The 20,538-nt window shown below is 31.6% G+C and carries 15 protein-coding genes; 3 read left to right on the top strand and 12 right to left on the bottom strand.

Translation table 11 applies throughout. The features are described from left to right. The first annotated feature begins 1,209 nt into the window (after window positions 1-1,209). Together lptD and surA are read left to right on the top strand one after the other, a co-directional pair. Entirely contained in the window at window positions 1,210-3,534 is a 2,325-nt protein-coding gene (gene lptD / locus HACICURT3053_RS03010; protein ID WP_232037556.1) for an LPS assembly protein LptD, read from the top strand. Between the two features lie 58 nt (window positions 3,535-3,592). Then, the gene (surA, locus tag HACICURT3053_RS03005; protein ID WP_157992237.1) at window positions 3,593-4,882 is read left to right on the top strand and encodes a peptidylprolyl isomerase SurA; all 1,290 of its coding nucleotides are present in this window, start codon (window positions 3,593-3,595) and stop codon (window positions 4,880-4,882) included. An 854-nt stretch (window positions 4,883-5,736) separates the two neighbouring features. Here surA and ispF read toward each other — a convergent pair. From ispF to cysJ, 10 genes are all read right to left on the bottom strand, one after another. Next, window positions 5,737-6,210 carry a 2-C-methyl-D-erythritol 2,4-cyclodiphosphate synthase gene (gene ispF / locus HACICURT3053_RS03000; RefSeq protein ID WP_157992236.1) on the bottom strand — a complete coding sequence of 158 codons (474 nt, stop codon included), beginning with the start codon at window positions 6,208-6,210 and terminating at the stop codon, window positions 5,737-5,739. A gap of 1 nt (window position 6,211) precedes the next feature. After that, the gene (gene ispD, locus HACICURT3053_RS02995; protein WP_157992235.1) at window positions 6,212-6,928 is read right to left on the bottom strand and encodes a 2-C-methyl-D-erythritol 4-phosphate cytidylyltransferase; all 717 of its coding nucleotides are present in this window, start codon (window positions 6,926-6,928) and stop codon (window positions 6,212-6,214) included. 139 nt (window positions 6,929-7,067) lie between these two features. Continuing rightward, window positions 7,068-7,343: a septum formation initiator family protein gene (locus HACICURT3053_RS02990; RefSeq protein ID WP_157992234.1), complete on the bottom strand. Its 276-nt coding sequence runs from the start codon at window positions 7,341-7,343 to the stop codon at window positions 7,068-7,070. A 161-nt stretch (window positions 7,344-7,504) separates the two neighbouring features. After that, on the bottom strand, window positions 7,505-8,110 hold the full coding sequence (gene cysC / locus HACICURT3053_RS02985; RefSeq protein WP_157992233.1) for an adenylyl-sulfate kinase: 606 nt from the start codon (window positions 8,108-8,110) through the stop codon (window positions 7,505-7,507). Between the two features lie 5 nt (window positions 8,111-8,115). Beyond that, the gene (gene cysN / locus HACICURT3053_RS02980) at window positions 8,116-9,543 is read right to left on the bottom strand and encodes a sulfate adenylyltransferase subunit CysN (RefSeq protein WP_157992232.1); all 1,428 of its coding nucleotides are present in this window, start codon (window positions 9,541-9,543) and stop codon (window positions 8,116-8,118) included. 9 nt (window positions 9,544-9,552) lie between these two features. Then, the gene (cysD, locus tag HACICURT3053_RS02975) at window positions 9,553-10,461 is read right to left on the bottom strand and encodes a sulfate adenylyltransferase subunit CysD (protein ID WP_157992231.1); all 909 of its coding nucleotides are present in this window, start codon (window positions 10,459-10,461) and stop codon (window positions 9,553-9,555) included. A gap of 33 nt (window positions 10,462-10,494) precedes the next feature. Next, window positions 10,495-11,880, bottom strand: coding sequence for a siroheme synthase CysG (gene cysG, locus HACICURT3053_RS02970; RefSeq protein ID WP_157992323.1), 1,386 nt, complete (start codon window positions 11,878-11,880; stop codon window positions 10,495-10,497). Between the two features lie 963 nt (window positions 11,881-12,843). Beyond that, window positions 12,844-13,575 (bottom strand): phosphoadenylyl-sulfate reductase, encoded by a 732-nt coding sequence (locus HACICURT3053_RS02965; RefSeq protein ID WP_157992230.1) that lies wholly within the window; start codon window positions 13,573-13,575, stop codon window positions 12,844-12,846. 12 nt (window positions 13,576-13,587) lie between these two features. Further along, window positions 13,588-15,303, bottom strand: coding sequence for an assimilatory sulfite reductase (NADPH) hemoprotein subunit (cysI, locus tag HACICURT3053_RS02960; protein WP_157992229.1), 1,716 nt, complete (start codon window positions 15,301-15,303; stop codon window positions 13,588-13,590). After that, a complete protein-coding gene (gene cysJ / locus HACICURT3053_RS02955; protein WP_157992228.1) occupies window positions 15,303-17,105 on the bottom strand; it encodes an NADPH-dependent assimilatory sulfite reductase flavoprotein subunit in 1,803 nt (600 codons plus the stop codon). Before cysJ ends, cysI begins: the two co-directional genes overlap by 1 nt. Before the next feature lie 1,303 nt (window positions 17,106-18,408). On the opposite strand from cysJ, the gene queD reads away from it, so the two are divergent. Further along, window positions 18,409-18,765: a 6-carboxytetrahydropterin synthase QueD gene (gene queD / locus HACICURT3053_RS02950; RefSeq protein WP_157992227.1), complete on the top strand. Its 357-nt coding sequence runs from the start codon at window positions 18,409-18,411 to the stop codon at window positions 18,763-18,765. 389 nt (window positions 18,766-19,154) lie between these two features. Here the strand turns inward: queD and queE are convergent, their stop codons facing one another. Together queE and HACICURT3053_RS02940 are read right to left on the bottom strand one after the other, a co-directional pair. Next, entirely contained in the window at window positions 19,155-19,826 is a 672-nt protein-coding gene (queE, locus tag HACICURT3053_RS02945) for a 7-carboxy-7-deazaguanine synthase QueE (protein WP_157992226.1), read from the bottom strand. A gap of 245 nt (window positions 19,827-20,071) precedes the next feature. Next, entirely contained in the window at window positions 20,072-20,527 is a 456-nt protein-coding gene (locus tag HACICURT3053_RS02940; RefSeq protein WP_157992225.1) for a DNA polymerase III subunit chi, read from the bottom strand. Window positions 20,528-20,538: the final 11 nt, after the last annotated feature.

Here is a 20,538-nt window from a genome sequence, read left to right as displayed (position 1 = left end):
AGATTTTTTAATAAAATTCTGTAGATTAATGATAATGCTATAATTTTAATAAGTCTGTTAATTTATATTGCATGGTAAGTGGTAGTTTATTTAAATCAATACGATTATTTAAAAAGTTTGATTTTTTAAATTTTTAGAACAGAATGATACTACTTTTTTTCCGGTAAGTTTATTGGTAGGTCATAAATAAAAGGGCTGTTATTATATAATATTTTTATTACTACAGTTAGTAGAGACGTAGAATAAAAGATATGTTCTTAATATTTATTAATATGCACACATCTATATACACATACAATCTAATTTTTTTAATTAAAAATTATCTTCTGTAATGAACTAAAAATAAAAATGCAGTATTTAGATAATTAAAGCCATGTATATAAAGTGATGTTATCTTATAATATATATTTCTTATTTATATAATCGTATAGATATTAAAGTAAGTATATATCTCTGAGTATATTTATCTTAGTGATGTTTATCTTATCATAAGGTAAACTTCGTTAGAATTGTGTAGTGTGGCACTAGATGATTTGTATCATAGATATATGTAGTACTTAGATTTTGGATTCAGAAGAATACATGAAAAGATTAATATTTAATATTAAAACAATCTATATTAATAGAAGAGTCCCTTGACGTAACGAGAGCGATAAATATCTATTTAATTATAGCAGAGTAAGAGAAAAGATGGATTGTTATAATATTTAATTTCTTCTGTTTTAGTTAAAACAGAATAACAAAGTTATAGAAACGAGATTAGTTTTAGTAAAATATGGATGGAATAAGAAAACGGAACCACTAGTTTCTTATATGGGGGCTTTACATGTATGTTATGTAGCATTTTTGATTCTGTGTTATTTCTTTATAATATATTTGAAAAATTTAGTTGTGTCTAGTAGTTCATAATATATCACTGAGATAAATAAAATGATCCAATCGTGATTTGTAATAAGATTTTAGTTGAAAATCTTTATATTTATTATCTCTGTACATAACAAAGAGACGACTAGCACGATGGAAATATTATCATTTGGATAAATAATGTAAGGAGTGTGAGAGACATAAATTTTATTTTATTTACAGAGACATCTGTCGCTCATTTTATATATACAGTTCATTCTAATGGATCTTACCGATGGTTTCAGATACCAATTATTATAAGGATAATTCTTGATATTTTATATAATAATCAGATTATCTACTTTGGTGGTTGTTCTTGTTAATTTTGTTCTATTTAGTCATTCAGCTTTAGCTGGTGAATCTACATTACAATGCATTAGTGCATCACCAAGTAATGAAGGTCGATTTATACAAGAACAATGTTTGAATCAGTTGTCCGTAACCATTACTTCAGACATGGCCACTATTATTTATTCAAATAACGCTATTTTCAATGGTCATGTTAATGTTTATCATGGGAATCGACATTTAAAATCTGATTATGTTTATTTAAATCGAAAATTTTTCAGAGGTGCTACAACCTTTATTGATACTATCGACCTGCTAGGCGATGTTCAGTATAATGATGATCACATAGCTTTATCAGGACCTCAGGCTTCGATAAATTTACATAATAAAGATGTTAATATGTGGAATAGTACTTATACAATTATTGGACGACAAGAAAGAGGATTTGCTCGAAAAATAGAATTAAGAAAGCATAACCGTTATACTATTTTGAAGAATGGTACGTTTACTTCTTGTCCTCTTGGAAAGAGAGGTTGGATCGTAGAGGGTTCTAAGATTATTCATGATCGTGATTTGGAATTATCTGAGATTTGGAATGCACGATTTAAGATAGGTTCTATTCCTGTTTTCTACAGTCCTTATTTACAGATTCCAACAGGAAATAAGGCTCGTTCTGGTTTTTTGGTACCAAAGGGATCTTATAATAAATTTGGGGGTTTACAATTTTTATTTCCGTATTATTGGAATATAGGGCCTCAAGCAGATGCTACTGTTATTACGCGTTATATCAGTCGACGGGGAATACAGTGGCAGAACGAATTTCGATATTTGATTATTGGTTCTGGTTTACTAGAATTCGATTATTTAAAAGATGATCGCATGTATACATATGGACATCATCGACATGATCTACCTTCTCCTAGGTGGTTATTTCATTGGCATCATTCTAATGTTTTTACTGATTCTTGGCATTTTCAGTCTGAGTATACCAAGGTCAGTGATTCTGATTACTTTCGAGATTTAGATTCTGAGTATGGGTCTACAACTAACGGTTATCTTGCACAGAAATTTGATTGGAGTTATGTAGGAAGTAATTGGGATATAACGTTATCTAGAAAATATTTTCAGATTTTATCTACAAAACATTATCATGATTTTTATTCAGCCGAACCTCAGGTAGAATTTAATTATGACTCACATAATATCGGGTTATTTGATAGTCACCTATATTCCCAGGTTGTCAGATTTACTAATCGTAACCCACATATGCCAGAGGCTATGCGTTTACATATTGAACCCATGATAAATTGGCCATATATAACTGAATGGAATAGATTAAATACTACAGTTAAGGTTCTAGCGACTCATTATTTACAAAAAAATATACAGTATTATAATTTACAGAACAAAAATATTAATAAGTTGAAAAATTCAGTAAATCGTATTATACCGCAGTTTAGTATTGATGAGCAAATGCGTTTTGATCATAATATGATATTGTTACCAGGTTATACACAAAGTCTGGAACCCCGGATTCAGTATCTTTATATTCCGTATCATGATCAAAGATCAATACATAGCTATGATTCTACATTATTACTTCGTAATTATTATAGCTTATTTCAAGAACGTAAATATAGTGGTTTAGATCGAATTGAATCTACTAATCAGTTAACAACCGGTTTAACTATGCGAATTTTTGATGGTCATTTGTATGAATGTTTTAATATTTCTATAGGGCAAGTTTACTCGCTTGTGTCGGAATTCCCTAGAGTAAATCATGAGTCTAATCGTCATTCAGGTATGGTAGCATTAGTTGCGTCTGGTAAAGTTAGAATGCAAGATCATTTCATTCTGTCTGGTGGAGTATATTATGATACTTACTTAGATAGAATCTCCCAAGGGGATTGTATTCTAGAATGGCGTTCCGATGTTAATCATATGATACAAATGAGTTATCGCTATATTAGTGAAAATTATATAACTCAGGTTTTATTAGAAAGCGATATAGATCAGTCTCGATATAAACAGGATATATCTCAAATTGGTATTACTGCTAGCTGGTCGATTGTTGATCAGTGGTCTATAGTGGGTTCTTGTTATTACAATACAAAGACTCGTTTGATAGTAGATCAGTTAGTAGGCATGCAATATAGCTCTTGTTGTTATGCGATTAAATTGGGTTATGCACATAACATTAAAGATTGGGTACAAGGTACAAGTAAATATGATAATAAACTTATTTTCAATATTGAGCTCCGTGGTCTGAGTACTAATGATTGTCGGTTAGATACCACTCAAATGTTGCATCAAGGTATTTTACCTTATCAAAGCGCTATCTAATCTTCTTATATATTGAAGATTCACAATCCTACCGTTTGGAACAGAAAATGGAATCCATATGACTTATTGGAAAGTATTAGTTCTTAGTGCAGTTCTTGTATCTAGTACTGCATTTTCATCTCCTCAAGTAATAGATCAAGTTGCTGCAGTTGTTAATAGTAGTGTAGTGTTAAAAAGTGAAGTTGATAGAATGATTCATTCTATCAAAAACGAAGCAATAAAGACTGGTCAAGGCCTACCTAACAAGAATATTCTTCATCATCAAGTGCTAGAACAACTGATTATTAACAGCATTTTGTTACAAAAATCAAAACAACTTGGCTTATATGTTAATGATTTGCAGTTGCAGAAGGCTATTTCCAAGATTGCACAACAAAAAAAAATGAGCGTGAGTCAACTAATTAGGTCTTTGTCTGCTTCAGGTATTAATTATGCTTCATATCGTGAGATGATTCGTAATAATCTTATGGTATTAGAATTACGTACTAATGAAGTAAGACATCGTTTCTCTATCATGCCTGAAGAAATTAATTCATTGGTGAGTTATTTAGATGCACAAAATAGTTCTAATTTTGTATTTAAACTTAGTCATATTTTATTACCTTTATCAGAAAATCCAACACAGAAAGAAGCTTTAAGTCGGGAGAATATCGCTGTTCAGTTAGTTCATCAGGCAAGAAAGGGTTCTAATTTTAGTAAGTTAGTTACGGATTGTTCGTCTGATGTGCACAATCTTATAGAAGAAGATATGGGCTGGAGAGGGTTGAGGGATTTACCTTCATTGTTTTCTTCATTTTTAATGAAAGCACAAAAAGGTGATATTATTGGTCCTATTCGATCTGGCATGGGTTGGCATATTTTAAAAGTTAACGACATAGATGGAAAAAAGAAAAGAATTTTATCTCATCAGGTACATGTTAGACATATTTTTCTTAGGTCATCACCAGTAGTATCTGATTCTCAGATTCGCTCTAAATTACTTCAAGTTTCTTCTGAAATTAGTAATGGCAGGATCTTTAGTCAGGTTGAACAAGCTTTATATCAAGATTTTCAATCAGAATATAATGGAGGAGATCTGGGTTGGCGTGGAATCGAGGAGTTTGATGATCTATTTCGTAATATCCTGGTAGGATTAAAAAATGGTGAGGTTAGTCAACCGATTCATTCTGATTCCGGATGGCATATTGTACAACTCCTAGATAGTAGAGTGGTAGATAAAACTGACGTAGAAAAGAAAGAAGAGGCTTATCAGATATTGCTTGAACGTAAGTTACCTATAGCTACACTCGATTGGATAGAAGATGAACGTCATTCTGCTTATGTTAAGATATGCGATCAGAATAATTAGATAGGAATTTATTTTGATTAGAGTTGTAAAGATATCTGATGTATGATAGAGGATGTGATAGTGACTGTTATTTTGTGATTTTCCTATAGTATTCAATACTATTATTGAAGATATATTTATAGAATGATATATAATTTTATAGATATTTTATTTTAATTTTTATTGAGATGAGTTTTTTATTCAATCAATCTTAATTGATTATAATCTTTTTAGGATTAACCCATTTTATATTATATCATGGATAATATTTTGTATTAATTAATGAGATTGTAGCACGTAAAAATTGTATATAAAATATTGAAATTATAGAAGAAGGATCATTGTTTATCTTCATAATAGAAGATGGTCTTTTTTTAAATAAGTTAGAGAGAAGGGAGGGTTTTATGATGATCTCTTTTATTCTTAAGAAGTGAAAGAATTTCTTCATATTTATGAGGTAATATAGATTATAAAACAATCGTATTCAAAACCATGAATTTTAATTGGCGTGAAGTTTAATATTTTCGACAGTATTTAGGATTGGTTGTATAGAGTAATAACTGTATTAATTATCTAAAATGTGTATTCTATGTTTATAGAAATTTCTATATGATCATGTATTTATTAAATCTTAAGAAATGTATTCATAGGTTTTTATACTAGAAAAATTTTTAGTTAATATTAATATATTATTTATAAAAGAGAATATTAATAATACTGTTTATATTTACTAAGTGTGATGTTTAGGTTAAAAGGAGATCTTTTTTGAAGAAATCATTAATAAAAATAGTTAAGTTATAGATTGTAGTTTTATTATGGAATTATTTTGAAAATATATTTTTTAATATATTAAAATAGGACTAGATTTTTCAGATTTAACATAGAAAAAGCAGAGATACTGCTTGGCAGGCAATGCCTTCTTGTCGACCAATACATCCTAGTCCTTCAGAGGTTTTTGCTTTTACATTAATATTAGTTAAATTAATAGATAAGTCTTCTGCAATATTTATTCTCATTTTTTGAATATATGGAAGCATTATTGGTTCTTGAGCTATTATGGTTAGATCAACATTTCCTACATAATAGGAGTTTTTTATAATCTTTGTCATTATTTGTCTAAGAAGACAACGGCTATTTATTCCTCGATACGTATTATCAGTATCTGGAAACAAACGTCCAATATCCCCTAATCCTGCTGCACCTAAAAGTGAATCCGCAAGGGCATGAAGCAATACATCTCCATCAGAGTGAGCAAGCAAGCCTTTTTGATATGGAATATGAACACCACCAATAATTAATGGGTTGTTTCCGCCAAAACTATGTATATCAAAACCTTGACCAATTCGCATGTTATATTCCTAATTTTTTATCTCTCTCCATAAGATAGAGCTGAGCTAGGGCTAGATCTTCTGGTTCTGTTATTTTAAGGTTATCTCGGCGTCCATGGAGTATTTCTGGATGAAATCCACAGAATTCTAATGCTGTTGCTTCATCGGTTATTTTATTTTTTTTATTCGAAACTTTACTAAGACAGGTTTGTAAAAGTTGTAACGGAAATACTTGAGGTGTAAGAGCTTGCCATAAGTTATTACGTGAGACAGTATGAGAAATATAATTACTACCGATAAGAGCACATTTTATAGTATCATTTATTGGCACTGCTAGGATGCCTCCAACCCTACTATAAGAAGTTAAAGTAAGTAAGCGACATAAGTCTTCAGGGTAAATACATGGTCGAACGGCATCATGAATTAATACCCATTTAGCAGAACCAGCCATCTTTAAAGCTGCTATTACTGAATCGAATCGACTAAGACCGCCGTATACTGTAGTAATACGTATGTTTTTAGCTAGGGGCAAGTGATTAAAGTGAGTATCTTTTGGATGAATTGCAACTATTATATGTTGAATTTGCTTATTATTTAATAATACAGTTAAACTGTGTTCTAGAATTGTTTTTCCACAGATATGAAGATATTGTTTAGGACATTCTGAGCGCATGCGGCTACCGGTACCTGCTGAAGGAACTATGGCGATAATTCTAGAGTAGGAGATTGGATTATTCATGTGATAAATTTTTACTTTATAAAATCATAATTGTCAATTATATATTATAAATACACGATAAATCATGATGTTAATATACATCTATTAATTTGTCTTAGATGGGTGATATTTTTATTAAAAAGTAAATCGTACAAAATTACTAATAGGAACTGATGTTATTTTTAGATCCTTTATTTATATTAGAAGGTTGTTGTGTCGTAATTTTTAGGTTATGACGCAAGTTTTTGACCTTAGACAGCAATTGATCATTTCGTATTCTTAATGCAGAGTTGTAAGTTTTTTGCAATTCTAGATCTGTATGGGTTTGTTTTAAGGCGTATATTCCATTTTTTCCAAACCATAGTGAATATTGTAGTTCACCTAGAAGAATAAATAAAAGCAAGGTCAGTTTAGTCATGCATTTTTTTTGAATCACATGCTAATCCATTTGGTTATTTTGTGAAGTTAATTTTTGTATAATTAGGATAAATATATCTTAATTTTTATAGTTATTTGATTTTATAAAATTTTTATCTGGTTTTATTTTAGATAATCCGAGCCTCCAACTTGTTAAAAAAGATGGAAGCTCTCATTAGTTTAATCTTGGATTATATTGCGCATCTTTAAGAAATGTAATACTTCATTAGTTAAAACCGTTATTTTTTTTTCACCATCAAGGTGAATATCTGGTTTCAATGGTGCTTGATATTCAGAATCTATGCCGGTAAAGTTAGTAAGCGCTCCAGAGCGCGCTTTCTTGTATAGTCCTTTTGGATCTCGTTTTTCGCAGATATCTAGAGGAGTATCTATAAAGATTTCAACAAAAGACTCTGAGCCAATTAGATTACGCACCATTTTTCTCTCTTCATGGTAAGGAGAGATAAGTGAAGTAAGAACTATGAGCCCGGCGTCAATCATAAGTTTTGCTACTTCGCCTATTCTTCGTATATTTTCTTTGCGATCATGCAGACTAAAACTTAGATCATGACATAATCCATGTCTTAGGTTATCTCCATCAAGCAAATAACTATTAATACCCATTTGGTACAGTTTTTTTTCTAAAGAACCTGCAATCGTTGATTTACCTGATCCAGAGAATCCGGTAAACCATAACACAATGCTACGATGCCCATGAAGTTTTTCGCGTTCTTTTTGAGTAATAGGATGAGCATGCCATATTAAGTTCTTATTATTTTGTATCATTCTGTTTACCTATCATATAGCTCACATGCACCCCAATGTGGAAAATGACGGCGTACTAAAGCATTAAGCTCTAGCTCAAAATCACTAAATTTATTTTTATAAGAAGAGGTCATATTTGTAAGAGCGCTTCTAACCATTCCAGCTCCAACAGTTCCGTTATTTAATCGGTCTATAAATATGATTGCACCGGTGACTCGATTATGTTCATAAGGGTCTATAGGAACTAGTTCATCGAAGATAATATCAATAAGACCGATGGCATTGAGTGGTAACTCTTGAGAATTATAGTGCGTGAGATTATTAATATCAATTTGATGATGAATTTTATCTATGCATGCTCGTGTTTTTTTTCCTGAAATCTTTATATTAAAGACTTGACCGCCTATAAGTGGTTTTTCTGCCATCCATACGACATCAACTGTTGCGCCTCGTGCAGCTATTAATTGTTCGTTTTCATTTATCAATAAATCACCACGGCTAATATCAAGTTCATCCTTGAGAACTAAAGTGATAGACTCGTTTTCATAGGCGCATGGTAGATCGCCATCAAAGGTTACGATACGTGTGATTGTTGATTTATTACCACTAGGTAGCACTTTTATTTTTTGACCTATCTCTATTTTTCCAGAAGCTATGGTTCCAGAATACCCACGAAAATCAAGATTTGGACGATTGACGTATTGTATTGGAAATCGCATGGATTTTTGTTTTGCATTGCACTGAACATTAATAGTTTCTAGTAGATTAAGAAGAGTTGGACCTTCATACCAGGGCATTTTTTTATTAGTATGTACAACATTTTCACCCGTAAGAGCAGATAGCGGTATAAAGTGAATATCAATATTATTTGGTAGCTGTTTTGAAAAATTAAGATAGGATTCCTTAATTTTTAAAAATTGATCTTGACTGTAATTAACGAGATCCATTTTATTAATAGTTACGATTAAGTATTTAATACCTAGTAGTGTAGTAATTAAGCTATGACGACGCGTTTGATTTAGCAAACCTTTTCGTGCATCAATAAGAAGAATAGCAAGATCGCAAGTGGATGCGCCTGTAGCCATGTTACGTGTGTATTGTTCATGACCTGGTGCATCGGCTATAATAAATTTACGTCGATAAGTAGAGAAATATCGATACGCAACATCAATAGTAATACCTTGTTCACGTTCCGCTTGCAAGCCGTCTACCAGCAATGCTAGATCTATTTGATCTCCTTGTGTTCCATGGCGTTTACTGTCACTACATAATGTAGACATCTGGTCTTCATAAATTTGTTTTGTATCGTGTAACAATCTACCAATAAGCGTGCTTTTACCATCATCAACACTACCGCAGGTAAGAAAACGAAGAAGAGTTGTATTTTTCTGTTGTTTTAGCCAGTTTTCTATGATAGAGGTTTGAAAATTTTGATGAGTAATAATATTATTCATTACAGTTCCTTAGAAATAACCTTGTCGCTTTTTAAGTTCCATAGAGCTTGTTTGATCTTGGTCTATTAATCGCTCTTTTCGTTCGCTTGTATTAGAAATTAACATTTCAGCGATAATTTCAGGAATTGTTTTCGCATTAGACTCCATTGCTCCTGTTAATGGCCAACATCCAAGACTACGAAAACGAATCATTCGTTGTTCGATTTTTTCACCATTTTTCAATTTAATTCGATTGTCATCAATCATAATAAGCATACCATTGCGCTTAAGAACTGGACGCATATCTGCTAAATATAAAGGAACAATTTTAATTTTTTCTAAAAAAATATATTGCCAAATATCTAGTTCAGTCCAGTTAGAGAGGGGAAATACTCGAATGCTCTCACCTTTATGAATTTGACCATTATAATTATGCCAGAGCTCAGGGCGTTGATTTTTTGGATCCCATTGGTGCAGATGATCTCGAAACGAATAGATTCGTTCTTTTGCTCGAGATTTTTCTTCATCACGCCTAGCTCCTCCAAAGGCTGCATCAAATCCATATTTATTTAAAGCTTGTTTCAAGCCTTCAGTCTTCATAATTTCTGTATGTCGTGTTTGATTGTCTAAAAATGGATTAGTACTTTCAGCTTCATTTGTTGAGTTGCGGTGTATTAAGAGTTCTGTGTTTATTTCTTTTGCAGTATGATCACGAAATTGATACATTTCACGGAATTTCCATCCGGTATCTATATGTAGCAATGGAAAAGCTATTTTTCCTGGATAGAAGGCTTTACGTGCTAAATGAAGCATAACTGAAGAATCTTTTCCAATAGAATACAACATTACGGGATTAGTAAATTCTGCTGCTACTTCTCGGATTATATAAATACTTTCTGCTTCGATTTGCTTTAAGTGAGTACTATTGTTTGGATCCATTATGTTGCCTTAAGAAAAATTGAGAATTAGGGTTTATGGTTCATTTTCAGTATTCTTAAACCATGAGAGCTGATGGTGTAACTTTGCTACTTCTCCGATTATTAATAATATGGGGGTAGGCATTTTGTGTGTTAATATTTCAAGTTTGTTTAGTGTTCCGATTAGCACTTTTTGGTCTTGGCATGTACCGCGACTAATTACAGCAACAGGTGTTTGTAGATCTCGTCCATTAATTATTAATTTTGAAGCGATAGAACCTGCTGTAATAGAGCCCATATAAATAACTAGTGTTTGATTTGATTGTGTTAGATTTGGCCAATAAGTTATAGAATTATGAGAATGGTAGTGTCCAGTAATAAAAAGAACACTCTGAGAATAGTCTCTATGAGTTAACGGGATACCAGTATAGGCAGCAACACCAAGCGCTGTCGTGATACCAGGTACAACTTGGAAGGGGATTCCAGCTGATTTTGCTGCTTGTAGTTCTTCACCACCTCTGCCAAATATAAAAGGGTCACCACCTTTTAGTCGTACAACGCACTTACCTTGTTTAGCTAGTTTTATTAGCATAGAATTAATTTCTTCCTGTGTAGTGCTATGAGAGTTTGCACGTTTACCAACACAGATACGATCTGCATCACGTCGACTTAAATCTAGAATTTCTTTACTTACGAGAGAATCATATAGTAAAACGTCAGCTATTTGCATTACTTGTAACGCGCGTAAAGTTAATAAATCGCTATTTCCTGGTCCCGCTCCTACCAAGATAATTTCACCTGATGATATGTTAATATCATTTAGCTGTCGATCTAACGTTAACCTAGCTTCATTTAACTGCCTTCTTGCTACTTGATGAGAAAATAAACCATTAAAAGCTTTATGCCAAAAACTTCGTCGTTCAGATAAGCTAATGAATCGTGCTTTAACTTTATTACGCCATTCTCCAGCTATCTTTGCCATTAGTCCTAAATGAGCTGGTAGTAATGCTTCTATTTTTTCACGTAGCAATCGTGCAAGTACAGGTGCTGTTCCGCTAGATGAAATGGCTATTATTATCGGGGATCGGTCAATGATAGCAGGAAAAATACACGAACAATTTTGTGGTTCATCTACTGTGTTAACAAGAAGATAGCGAGAAGAAGCATCTTTATAAATACGCTGATTTAATTTAGAGTTATTGGTAGCAGCAATGACTAGAAAGACTTTTTTTAGTTGTTGAGATTGATAAGTGGTAGAAATCCATTCAAATTTATTCTTTTGATGTATCGAAATCAGTTCTTCACATAACTGCTGTGCTACTATTTGTATACGAGCGCCAGCTCGATTAAGTAACTCAACTTTTCGTGTTGCTACATGCCCACCGCCTACCACTAGTACTGGTTTATTTTTAAGATTAGCAAAAAGAGGTAGATAATCCACGTGTACCTTCATTATTACATAACCGTATAATCAACTATACGCATCAATATGAAGTCTAATGAAATTTCCGTTTAGAACAACTAATGACTGCATAGAATAACTTGTGGTTAGAGTTTAGAATAAGAAATTCTTAATATAAGATATTATGAGTATTTATATGTTTCATGTTTTATTTTTTTATTGTCATATACATTTTAGGTGATGTATTACATAAATATTATTTTGTATTTAATATGAAAACAATCAGTAATTAGAGTGATCTATAGAAGAATCTGAATAAGAGTCTATTCTTGTTTGTTATAAATTTTGAACCAAAATTCGTTAGATTTTTCATGAATTTTTTTGGAGATTCTTTTAAATTTCGTTGGAATATTTGTTAACTCGTTGTAAAAATAGAAATAATTTAATTACTTTATATTTTTTGATTTAAAATGTTTAGTTTTTTTGAAATTATAGCCTGGATTTTACATTTAGATAGGTTATTTTAATTTTTCTTATTTTTATTGGGATAAAGAGCAATTAGGTTAATTTGACAACTGTGTGGCATAATCTAAAAGATTTAGTGGTTTAAGTAATAGAATCCTACAAGATTCATAGGAATTTTATATAATATCTTAGATCATATTAAGCTACTTAAGCGATCAAGTCTTGTCTTGTATACTGTTATTGGATAAAATTTTGTTTATCTTCAAATATAATGTTTTTATAAAAAACATCATTTAGCGTTGTGTACTAAATTATTTTTAGAGTTTTACACTAATTCATTGTGATAATTCGTATCAGTATGTTGTTGATCATGTAACTGGTGAGGGATTATATAGATGATAATTTTTATGTTTTTAATAAAATTTTTATGGATTGATTCAAAAGAGTGGATGTTCGTATGGTTTAATATTATTAATTCAAATTTAGATTGTTCCTTTTTAGATTGTTCCTCATTAGATGAGGATTATCTAACTTTACTTACTCGTGTAGACCGCACTCTCGTTTGATGCCAAAGAAACGAGTGTCTTCTTCTTTCATTCCTGGTTGCCACTTTTTCGTACTGTGCGTATCTCCAATTGAGATATAACCCTTATCCCATAAGGGGTGAGTGGGTAAAGTGTGTTTTTGTAGATACTGATTAACCATTTGATCAGTCCAGTCTATAATTGGTAAGACTTTAAAAATTCCTTTATGGATCTCAAGAATAGGAAGTTGTGATCGATGAGCAGATTGGTTTCGACGTAAGCCGGCAAACCATGTTTGTGCTTGTAATTGTTTTAGAGCTCTATTCATTGGTTCTACTTTATTAAGGTTGTTATATTTTTTTAGTCCGTCTAGGCCTTGTTCCCATAATTTACCATAGCGTGCTTCTTGCCATGCAGGGCTTTCTGGGCAACGAAAGATTTTTAGATTAAGACTCATCTTCTTTGTTAAGTCATCAATAAATCGATAAGTTTCTGGAAATAGATACCCGGTATCTGTAATAATTACTGGAATATCAGGTTTTTTTGTCGTTATAAGATGCAAACTAACTATAGATTGGATTCCAAAACTTGAACTTAAAATAGCTTTATGAGGTAGATTTTCTAGGGCCCATTCTACTCGGCTTTCAGCGGATAATTTATCTAGACTAGAATTAATATTAGATAGATCTATGATTTGTTGTTTTTTAGAAAGTGAGTTTAGTTTGAGAAGATTCGGGGTTATCATTGCTAATCTCTTTTATGTCCAGAAGTCATTGGCTGGGTTAATTACTGGTTTTATTATACCAGATCGAATTGTAAAATCACCAAAATCTTCATTTTGATATCGTTCTGTTGCCCATCGGTAAATAAGTTTATCAAGATTTTTTAGGATTTGGTCTACATTAACATTGTCTAGATGCTTACGTGGAATGCGTGTACCAACTCGATTTCCACCAAGATAAAGGTTGTATCGTCCTGGTGCTTTTCCAATCAAACCAATCTCAGCTAATAATGCTCGACTGCATCCATTTGGACATCCAGTAACACGTACTATAATATATTCATGTCCCACACCGTGATCAATCATAATTTCTTCTAGAGATGTGACAAATCTTGGAAGAAAGCGTTCTGCTTCTGCCATGGCTAGAGGGCATGTTGGAAATGATACGCATGCCATTGAATTTATACGCTGGAGGCTAATATTATCTATAAGTTTATATGATAAAGCTATTTTTTCAATATTTTCTTTTTCTGATTCTGGTATTCCAGCAATAATTAAATTTTGGTTTGCAGTTAATCGAAAATCTCCATGATGAATTTTAGCAATTTCTGCTATTCCAGTTTTAATTGGTCGATCAGGATAGTCTAGAATACGACCGTTTTCAATAAATAATGTTAAATTCCATGTGTTGTTAATACCTTTTATCCAACCAATCAGATCACCACGGGTAGTAAATTTATATGGGTGTATTGCCTTGAACTGAACATTAGCACGACGCTCTATTTCGGTTTTAAATAGTTCAGGACCAACGCGATCTATTGTATATTTAGTTTTAGCGTTTTTACGATTAGTACGATTTCCCCAGTCGCGTTGTATTGTTACTATAGCTTCTGCTACGTCAATAACTTTATTCAGTGATATATAGCCCAACTCACTAGCAGTTCGTGCATAAGTTAATTTATTTCCGTGTTCGATCGATAAGCCTCCTCCGATAAGTACGTTAAAACCGATTAGTCTTTTATTTTGAGAAATAGCAACAAAACTCATATCATTAGCATGTACGTCAACATCATTATTTGGTGGAACAACAATAGCAGTTTTAAATTTACGTGGTAAATAGGTAGCCCCGAGTATGGGTTCTTCATCAATAGTAGTGATTTTTTTTTGATTTAGCCAAATTTCTGCATAAGCACGGGTATGTGGTAGAAGGTGTTCAGAGATTTTTTTTGCCCATTTATATGTATCTTGATGTATCATTGATTCAATTGGATTGGAGCTGCACAGTACGTTTCGGTTTACATCATTTGCAGTAGCTATAGAGTCCAAACCAATATCATATAAAATTTGATGAGCTGATTTTATATGATTTTTGAGAATACCGTGAAACTGAAATGTTTGTCGATTAGTTAAACGTATGCTTCCATATAGAGTTTTATTTTGAGCAAATCCATCGATTGCTAGCCATTGTTTCGGCGTGATAATGCCGCCAGGCAAACGACAACGCAACATGATTGCGTGGCGAGCATCTAATTTTTGTTCTGCGCGTTCAGCGCGGATATCTCGATCGTCTTGTTGGTACATTCCATGAAATCGAATAAGGGAAAAATTATCCCCATGGAAGCCACCTGTTAAATTATCATAGAGATCTTCAGTAATACTTCCTCGTAAGTAATTGCTTTCTTTTTTAACGCGTTCGGCATCGTCTAGATGGCCTTCAATTATCAATGGATTAGAGTGTTTTTTATTAGTCATTAATAGACGTCCCTCTGATAACGGTGTTCGATACGCAGATCATTTAAAAAATTATCTGCAGTTTTACTATCCATTTTTCCAAATTTTTCAATTATTTTTAATAGAGCTTTTTCGACATCTTTAGCCATATGCCTAGCATTACCACATATATAAAGGTGTGCGCCATCTTGAATCCAGTTCCATATTTCTTTACCTCTAGCATAAATTCTATCTTGGACATAGATTTTATCTTCTTGATCACGTGACCAAGCTAAATCAATGTGAGTTAATAAACCATTTTTTACATATCTTTGCCATTCAACTTGATATAAAAAATCTTCAGTAAAATGTGGGTTTCCAAAAAACAGCCAATTTTTGCCACAAGCTTGTTCGCTATTTCGTTTTTGCATGAAAGCTCTAAATGGTGCAATACCAGTGCCAGGTCCAATCATAATAATTGGTTTTTCTGGGTTCTCTGGTAAGCGAAAATGATTATTTTGTTCAATAAAAATACGTATTTCATCATTTTCATGGAGTCGATCTGCTAGATAGCTAGAGGCACCGCCAGATCGAGTTCGTCCATCTATATTGAATCGAACAACGCTTACTGTAATATGAATTTCGTTTTCATTTTCTTCTTGTGCGGAAGAAATTGAGTATAATCGTGGAGAAATTGGACGCAGTATATCGATAAAATCTTGAGCATTGAGTTTAGATGGAGAAGAGCGAAGCATTTCAACAATAGGTGTATTATTTGCATATTTTTGCAATTTATCTTGAGTATCAAGTTGTGATATGAGGTAATTGTTGGATGAGAGAAAAGCATATTTTTTAATAATTTGAGCGGTATTGATGGTTAATTCATAATGAGTTTTTAGCGCCTCTTGGATTGAAATAAGATTACCACTTACAATTACTTTATCATCAGAAGAGAGGCATGTCAGATGCATTAATTCTTCTACTAATTCTGGATCATTTTCAAACCAAACTCCTAGTGAGTCGCCTGGTTGATAGATTAAATTTGAATGGCTTATGTCAATTTCAATATGGCGCACATCTTGATCGGAATTCCTTCCAGTGATTTTTTGATTGACTAAAAGACGGGCTTTTAATGGTGTATCTTTAGTATACAAGGTATTGTTTATTGAATTTATATTTTTTATATTTGGGGTGAGCATTTGATTAATTGTATCTCGAGATTGGTCTTTTAATATATCAACCAATTGAGTACGCCAAGAAGAAGCTTGATCAGAAAATTCTACATCAGCGTCTATTCGATTTAGTAGGCGCGTAGCGCCTAACTCCTCTAATCTTCTATCAAAATCTTTACCAGCTTGATTAAATAATTCATAAGAACTATCACCTAATCCAAATACGGCAAATGTGCAAGAATTAATATTAGGCGCTTTTTGTGACATTAAGAATTTATATAATGCTAGTGCCTCTTCTGGAGGTTCGCCATTTCCTTGGGTAGATGTGATGAGCACCAATATTTGTTCTTGATTAATTTTTTTAAACTGATAGTCACTAGCATTTATGAGATTAGAGTTTAATTTTTCAAGACTTAGTCTGTCGTAAAGTTCTTTAGCCAAACGACGAGCATTTCCAGTCTGAGATGCAGAAATGATCGTAATAGTCGGTCTGGGGGTTTCTTTTTTTACTGGACAGAATTTGTTTTTTTCTGTTTGATAAATGATTCCCGAGATATAACCGGTAATCCAGGTTAATTGAGAGCTCGAGCAATCATCTATGATTGAATGTAAGAGATCCAGTTTTTCCGGATTGAGTGGTAACATATTCTTCGCAGGTGCTTGAGTAGTCATTTCATCAAAATTCCAGATTTAAGAGATGTACACAGAAAGGGTTAGGTTGATAGTTTTAATTTTTGAATAAGGGTTTATTCTCAATTATCATGATAACCGAAATGTTTTATTTTTTGTGAATGATTTATTTATTACCATAATTCTATTTTTATGCAAATTTTTATTATTGTGATAACATGTGTTTTTGTTAAATAAGTTAATTCTGGATCTAAAATATCTCTGTTAAATCTTAGCACGCATCCAGGTAAAATAAGTATTTCTTTCTTAATATGAGAAAGTGAAAAATATAAATTTTGCATATCTTTATAATATAAAAAGTTAAATTCAGTATTTTTATTATTTTTCTGGTTTTTATTTTTAGATTTACAGTATATGATTATTTTAGCTTTAGATAGAGGATAGAGGTTAATGGTTTTTAAGATTTAAAAATTGTTAGATGGATTGTATGATCAGAAATCAAGATTTTTTTTATTTAAAAATATATTAATTAAATAAAGCTATATATCAATTAAATAATTGGTGATTCTTAATAGAGAAGATCATTGTTGATAATATAATTTGTTAATAGTTATTGTGTTTTGATATACAATTATGAGAAGTGATTTCTTGACAGGTTATCTGTATTTAAGATAATGAATGGTATTTGTTATTTGTTTTTATGCTTTGTAATTTTAAGGAAAAATCTCTATTGTAGATACAGTTAATATAATCTGTGGATTCTGTTATTCAAAATATTCTGCGAAGATATGGAATAATATACTTGTGTTATTTTTAGTACTGGTAGTAAGTTTTAATAAACTGATTCGTTTTATAGGAGTGTTCTTAAGTTTATAATGGTCAGTTAGTTTTTAAGATGCATTTTTTATAATTATAGTATTGAGGCATTAGTTTGACTTTTTGAGTCTGAATACAGTGATTCTAATACATCTAATGTAGTAGATGAGATCATTATCATTTTTGATTTTTTTTGATAGACAAGATTAAAATAATGAGATATTTAGTCATTCATAAGTAACTTATATTAAGTTATTTTCTTATTTGTTATTGCATGCTAAAGTTAAAATAATTTTTATGATTAAAAGTTAAATGCTGTTCTTTAGAGCACTAAGCGTGTTGTCCATTTTATGGATCCATTAGTGCATAAGGATCAGAAATAAGGATAAAATTGAATTTATATTTTTTAGGAAATGCGATGATTTAATTAAAATTTGGTATTTTTATTAAAGTAAAATAACGGTGTTGTTAAGCGTTTTATTGAGATATATTTAGAAGCTAAACATTTTAATTATAACTAGGTGTTGCAGTGCATAGTATATTTAAAGAATTTCAGTTTGAAGCTGCACATTACTTACCTAATGTCCCTGAAGGGCATAAGTGTGGTCGTTTACACGGGCATTCTTTTTTAATTCGTTTAGAAGTAACTGGTGAATTAAATTGTTATACTGGTTGGGTTATGGATTTTTCTAAGATTCAAAGTGCATTTCAACCTATTTATGATCAGTTAGATCACTCTTATCTCAATATTATTCCAGGTCTTTCAAATCCAACTAGTGAATTATTGGTGGAATGGATTTGGATAAAAATGAAATTATCGTTACCAACTTTAAGCGCAGTCTCTGTCCGAGAGACATGCACTTCTGGATGCGTGTATCGTGGTTAAATTTTTATTTCAGATCTTAATGGTTATTCATATATCTTAATCATTACTATGTATATAGCATAGTAAAGTGTTAGCTTTAGTAGATTGTAATATCTAAGGTGAGTTAGGTTTTAGATTACGAATGCAATTATACAGTTATATATTTAAAATATGATGATTTTTTTAAAGAGAAAATTGTGGTAAGTTTTTTTGTCTTGTTAGTGATGATGTTGAATTGTTTCTACAACAATTTAGTTTAAATTTTGATACAGATGGCCATCTTTATATGGAAGATAGAAGCTCCACTAGGGATCAAAGAGAAGAGTTTTCTAATTATTTTTTTAAAGATAAGAAAATGGGATTTAAAGTGATTTTTTAATATTTTGATTTGATTTTTTATTTTTTAATATTCAGTTAAGATTAAGATACTTATGACTTTGAATTGATAGTCTCCAGTTTCGAGTGATACATGTTTTAATACAGAGTTGGATAGCGTTGGTTTTTTGACTAATTGGTTGTAATGAGATAACACGTTGTTTATTATCATGAATCTTTTGAAGATAGGTATCTAATTCTTTTATATCACTTAGGCATCCTACTGGATGTTTGATTTCGTCTGCTCTTACTAGGGATTCATAAAGTACTGGATAGTGTCTATTCATATTGATTTTGGGTGACACTGTAACCCATGTTTTTTTTGTGCAAAGAATAAAATGAGTTCCGCTTGTTTCTATTTGACAAGTAAAACCTGCATTTTCTAATATTTTGGTTAGTGGTATTAGATCATGCAAGCAAGGCTCACCACCAGTAATAACAATATGCTTTGCTGTCCATTGCTGTCTATAAATTACATTAAGAAGTATTTCTTTGCTTGCCATACACCACTGATTAGTATTTGTTTGTTTTTTAAGAATATATTCTAGTGATACTTCTTGTCCCGAGAGTTTTTTCCAGCTATATTTAGTATCGCACCATATACAGCCTATAGGACATCCTTGAAGGCGAATGAATATAGCTGGTAAACCAGAATACAGACCCTCTCCCTGTAAAGTTTGGAATATTGAATTGATTGGGTATATCATTTTATACTTAGTGAGTGATAGATTGGATTAATGATAATTATAGTATGCATTAGTAATCTTAGAGTTAAATATAGTATATTTGTGTACTTTTTAGAAAAAAGTTATAAAATTAATTTTCAAAAACAATTTAATTTAGATTAAACGAGTATATTATTATTGATTGATGCTTTTTAGTATCTTTATAAATGATATGTTTTTATAAATGATACTAAGAAACAAATTAGATATATAATATACGTTTTATTTTACATGCACAACGAGCGTATTTTTGTAATGTGTAGCTGGTATCCTAAACTCCGATATTGTTTATAGCGATTACGTGCTAGCTGTTTCAATGGTTGTTCATTTGGTGCAAAATCTATTATCTCCAAGAATTCAGAAAAAGAATCGATGAGATATGGTAAGAGATTAATAAGCAAGTTGCGTGGACCTGTAAAAATCTGATTTGGCCATGTTATTTCTATTGGAGCACCGTAGGATGGGCCCTGTTGAGTTAGGTTGTGAGGTATAAACGAATAAGTTGGTTGCTTCCAAAGAGTTTGATCTATTTTAACAGCTTCTTTTTCGCTTGAACAAGATATGAGAATGCGTTTTCCGATGCACCAATTTGTGTGTGAAAGATAACATATAAGTTTATCTTTGATTGTTATTTCTTGAGATGAATTTTCAGGTGGTAATAGATAAAAAGTTACATTTGTCATTCTGCTATCTT

It is taken from the genome of Candidatus Erwinia haradaeae (assembly GCF_900698855.1).
In the GTDB taxonomy this organism is placed as follows: domain Bacteria; phylum Pseudomonadota; class Gammaproteobacteria; order Enterobacterales; family Enterobacteriaceae; genus Erwinia_E; species Erwinia_E haradaeae_F.
The sequence above is the reverse complement of the archived record's forward strand: the minus strand, read 5'-3'. Positions and strand labels throughout refer to the sequence as shown.

Coding starts and splice junctions, on each gene's coding strand:
- HACICURT3053_RS02940 (WP_157992225.1), bottom strand. CDS start 20,527: ATGACAAATGTAACTTTTTATCTATTACCACCTGAAAATTCATCTCAA.
- cysJ (WP_157992228.1), bottom strand. CDS start 17,105: ATGACTACTCAAGCACCTGCGAAGAATATGTTACCACTCAATCCGGAA.
- cysD (WP_157992231.1), bottom strand. CDS start 10,461: ATGGATCCAAACAATAGTACTCACTTAAAGCAAATCGAAGCAGAAAGT.
- ispF (WP_157992236.1), bottom strand. CDS start 6,210: ATGCGAATTGGTCAAGGTTTTGATATACATAGTTTTGGCGGAAACAAC.
- cysI (WP_157992229.1), bottom strand. CDS start 15,303: ATGACTAATAAAAAACACTCTAATCCATTGATAATTGAAGGCCATCTA.
- cysN (WP_157992232.1), bottom strand. CDS start 9,543: ATGAATAATATTATTACTCATCAAAATTTTCAAACCTCTATCATAGAA.
- surA (WP_157992237.1), top strand. CDS start 3,593: ATGACTTATTGGAAAGTATTAGTTCTTAGTGCAGTTCTTGTATCTAGT.
- HACICURT3053_RS02965 (WP_157992230.1), bottom strand. CDS start 13,575: ATGATAACCCCGAATCTTCTCAAACTAAACTCACTTTCTAAAAAACAA.
- queE (WP_157992226.1), bottom strand. CDS start 19,826: ATGATATACCCAATCAATTCAATATTCCAAACTTTACAGGGAGAGGGT.
- cysC (WP_157992233.1), bottom strand. CDS start 8,110: ATGATACAAAATAATAAGAACTTAATATGGCATGCTCATCCTATTACT.
- ispD (WP_157992235.1), bottom strand. CDS start 6,928: ATGAATAATCCAATCTCCTACTCTAGAATTATCGCCATAGTTCCTTCA.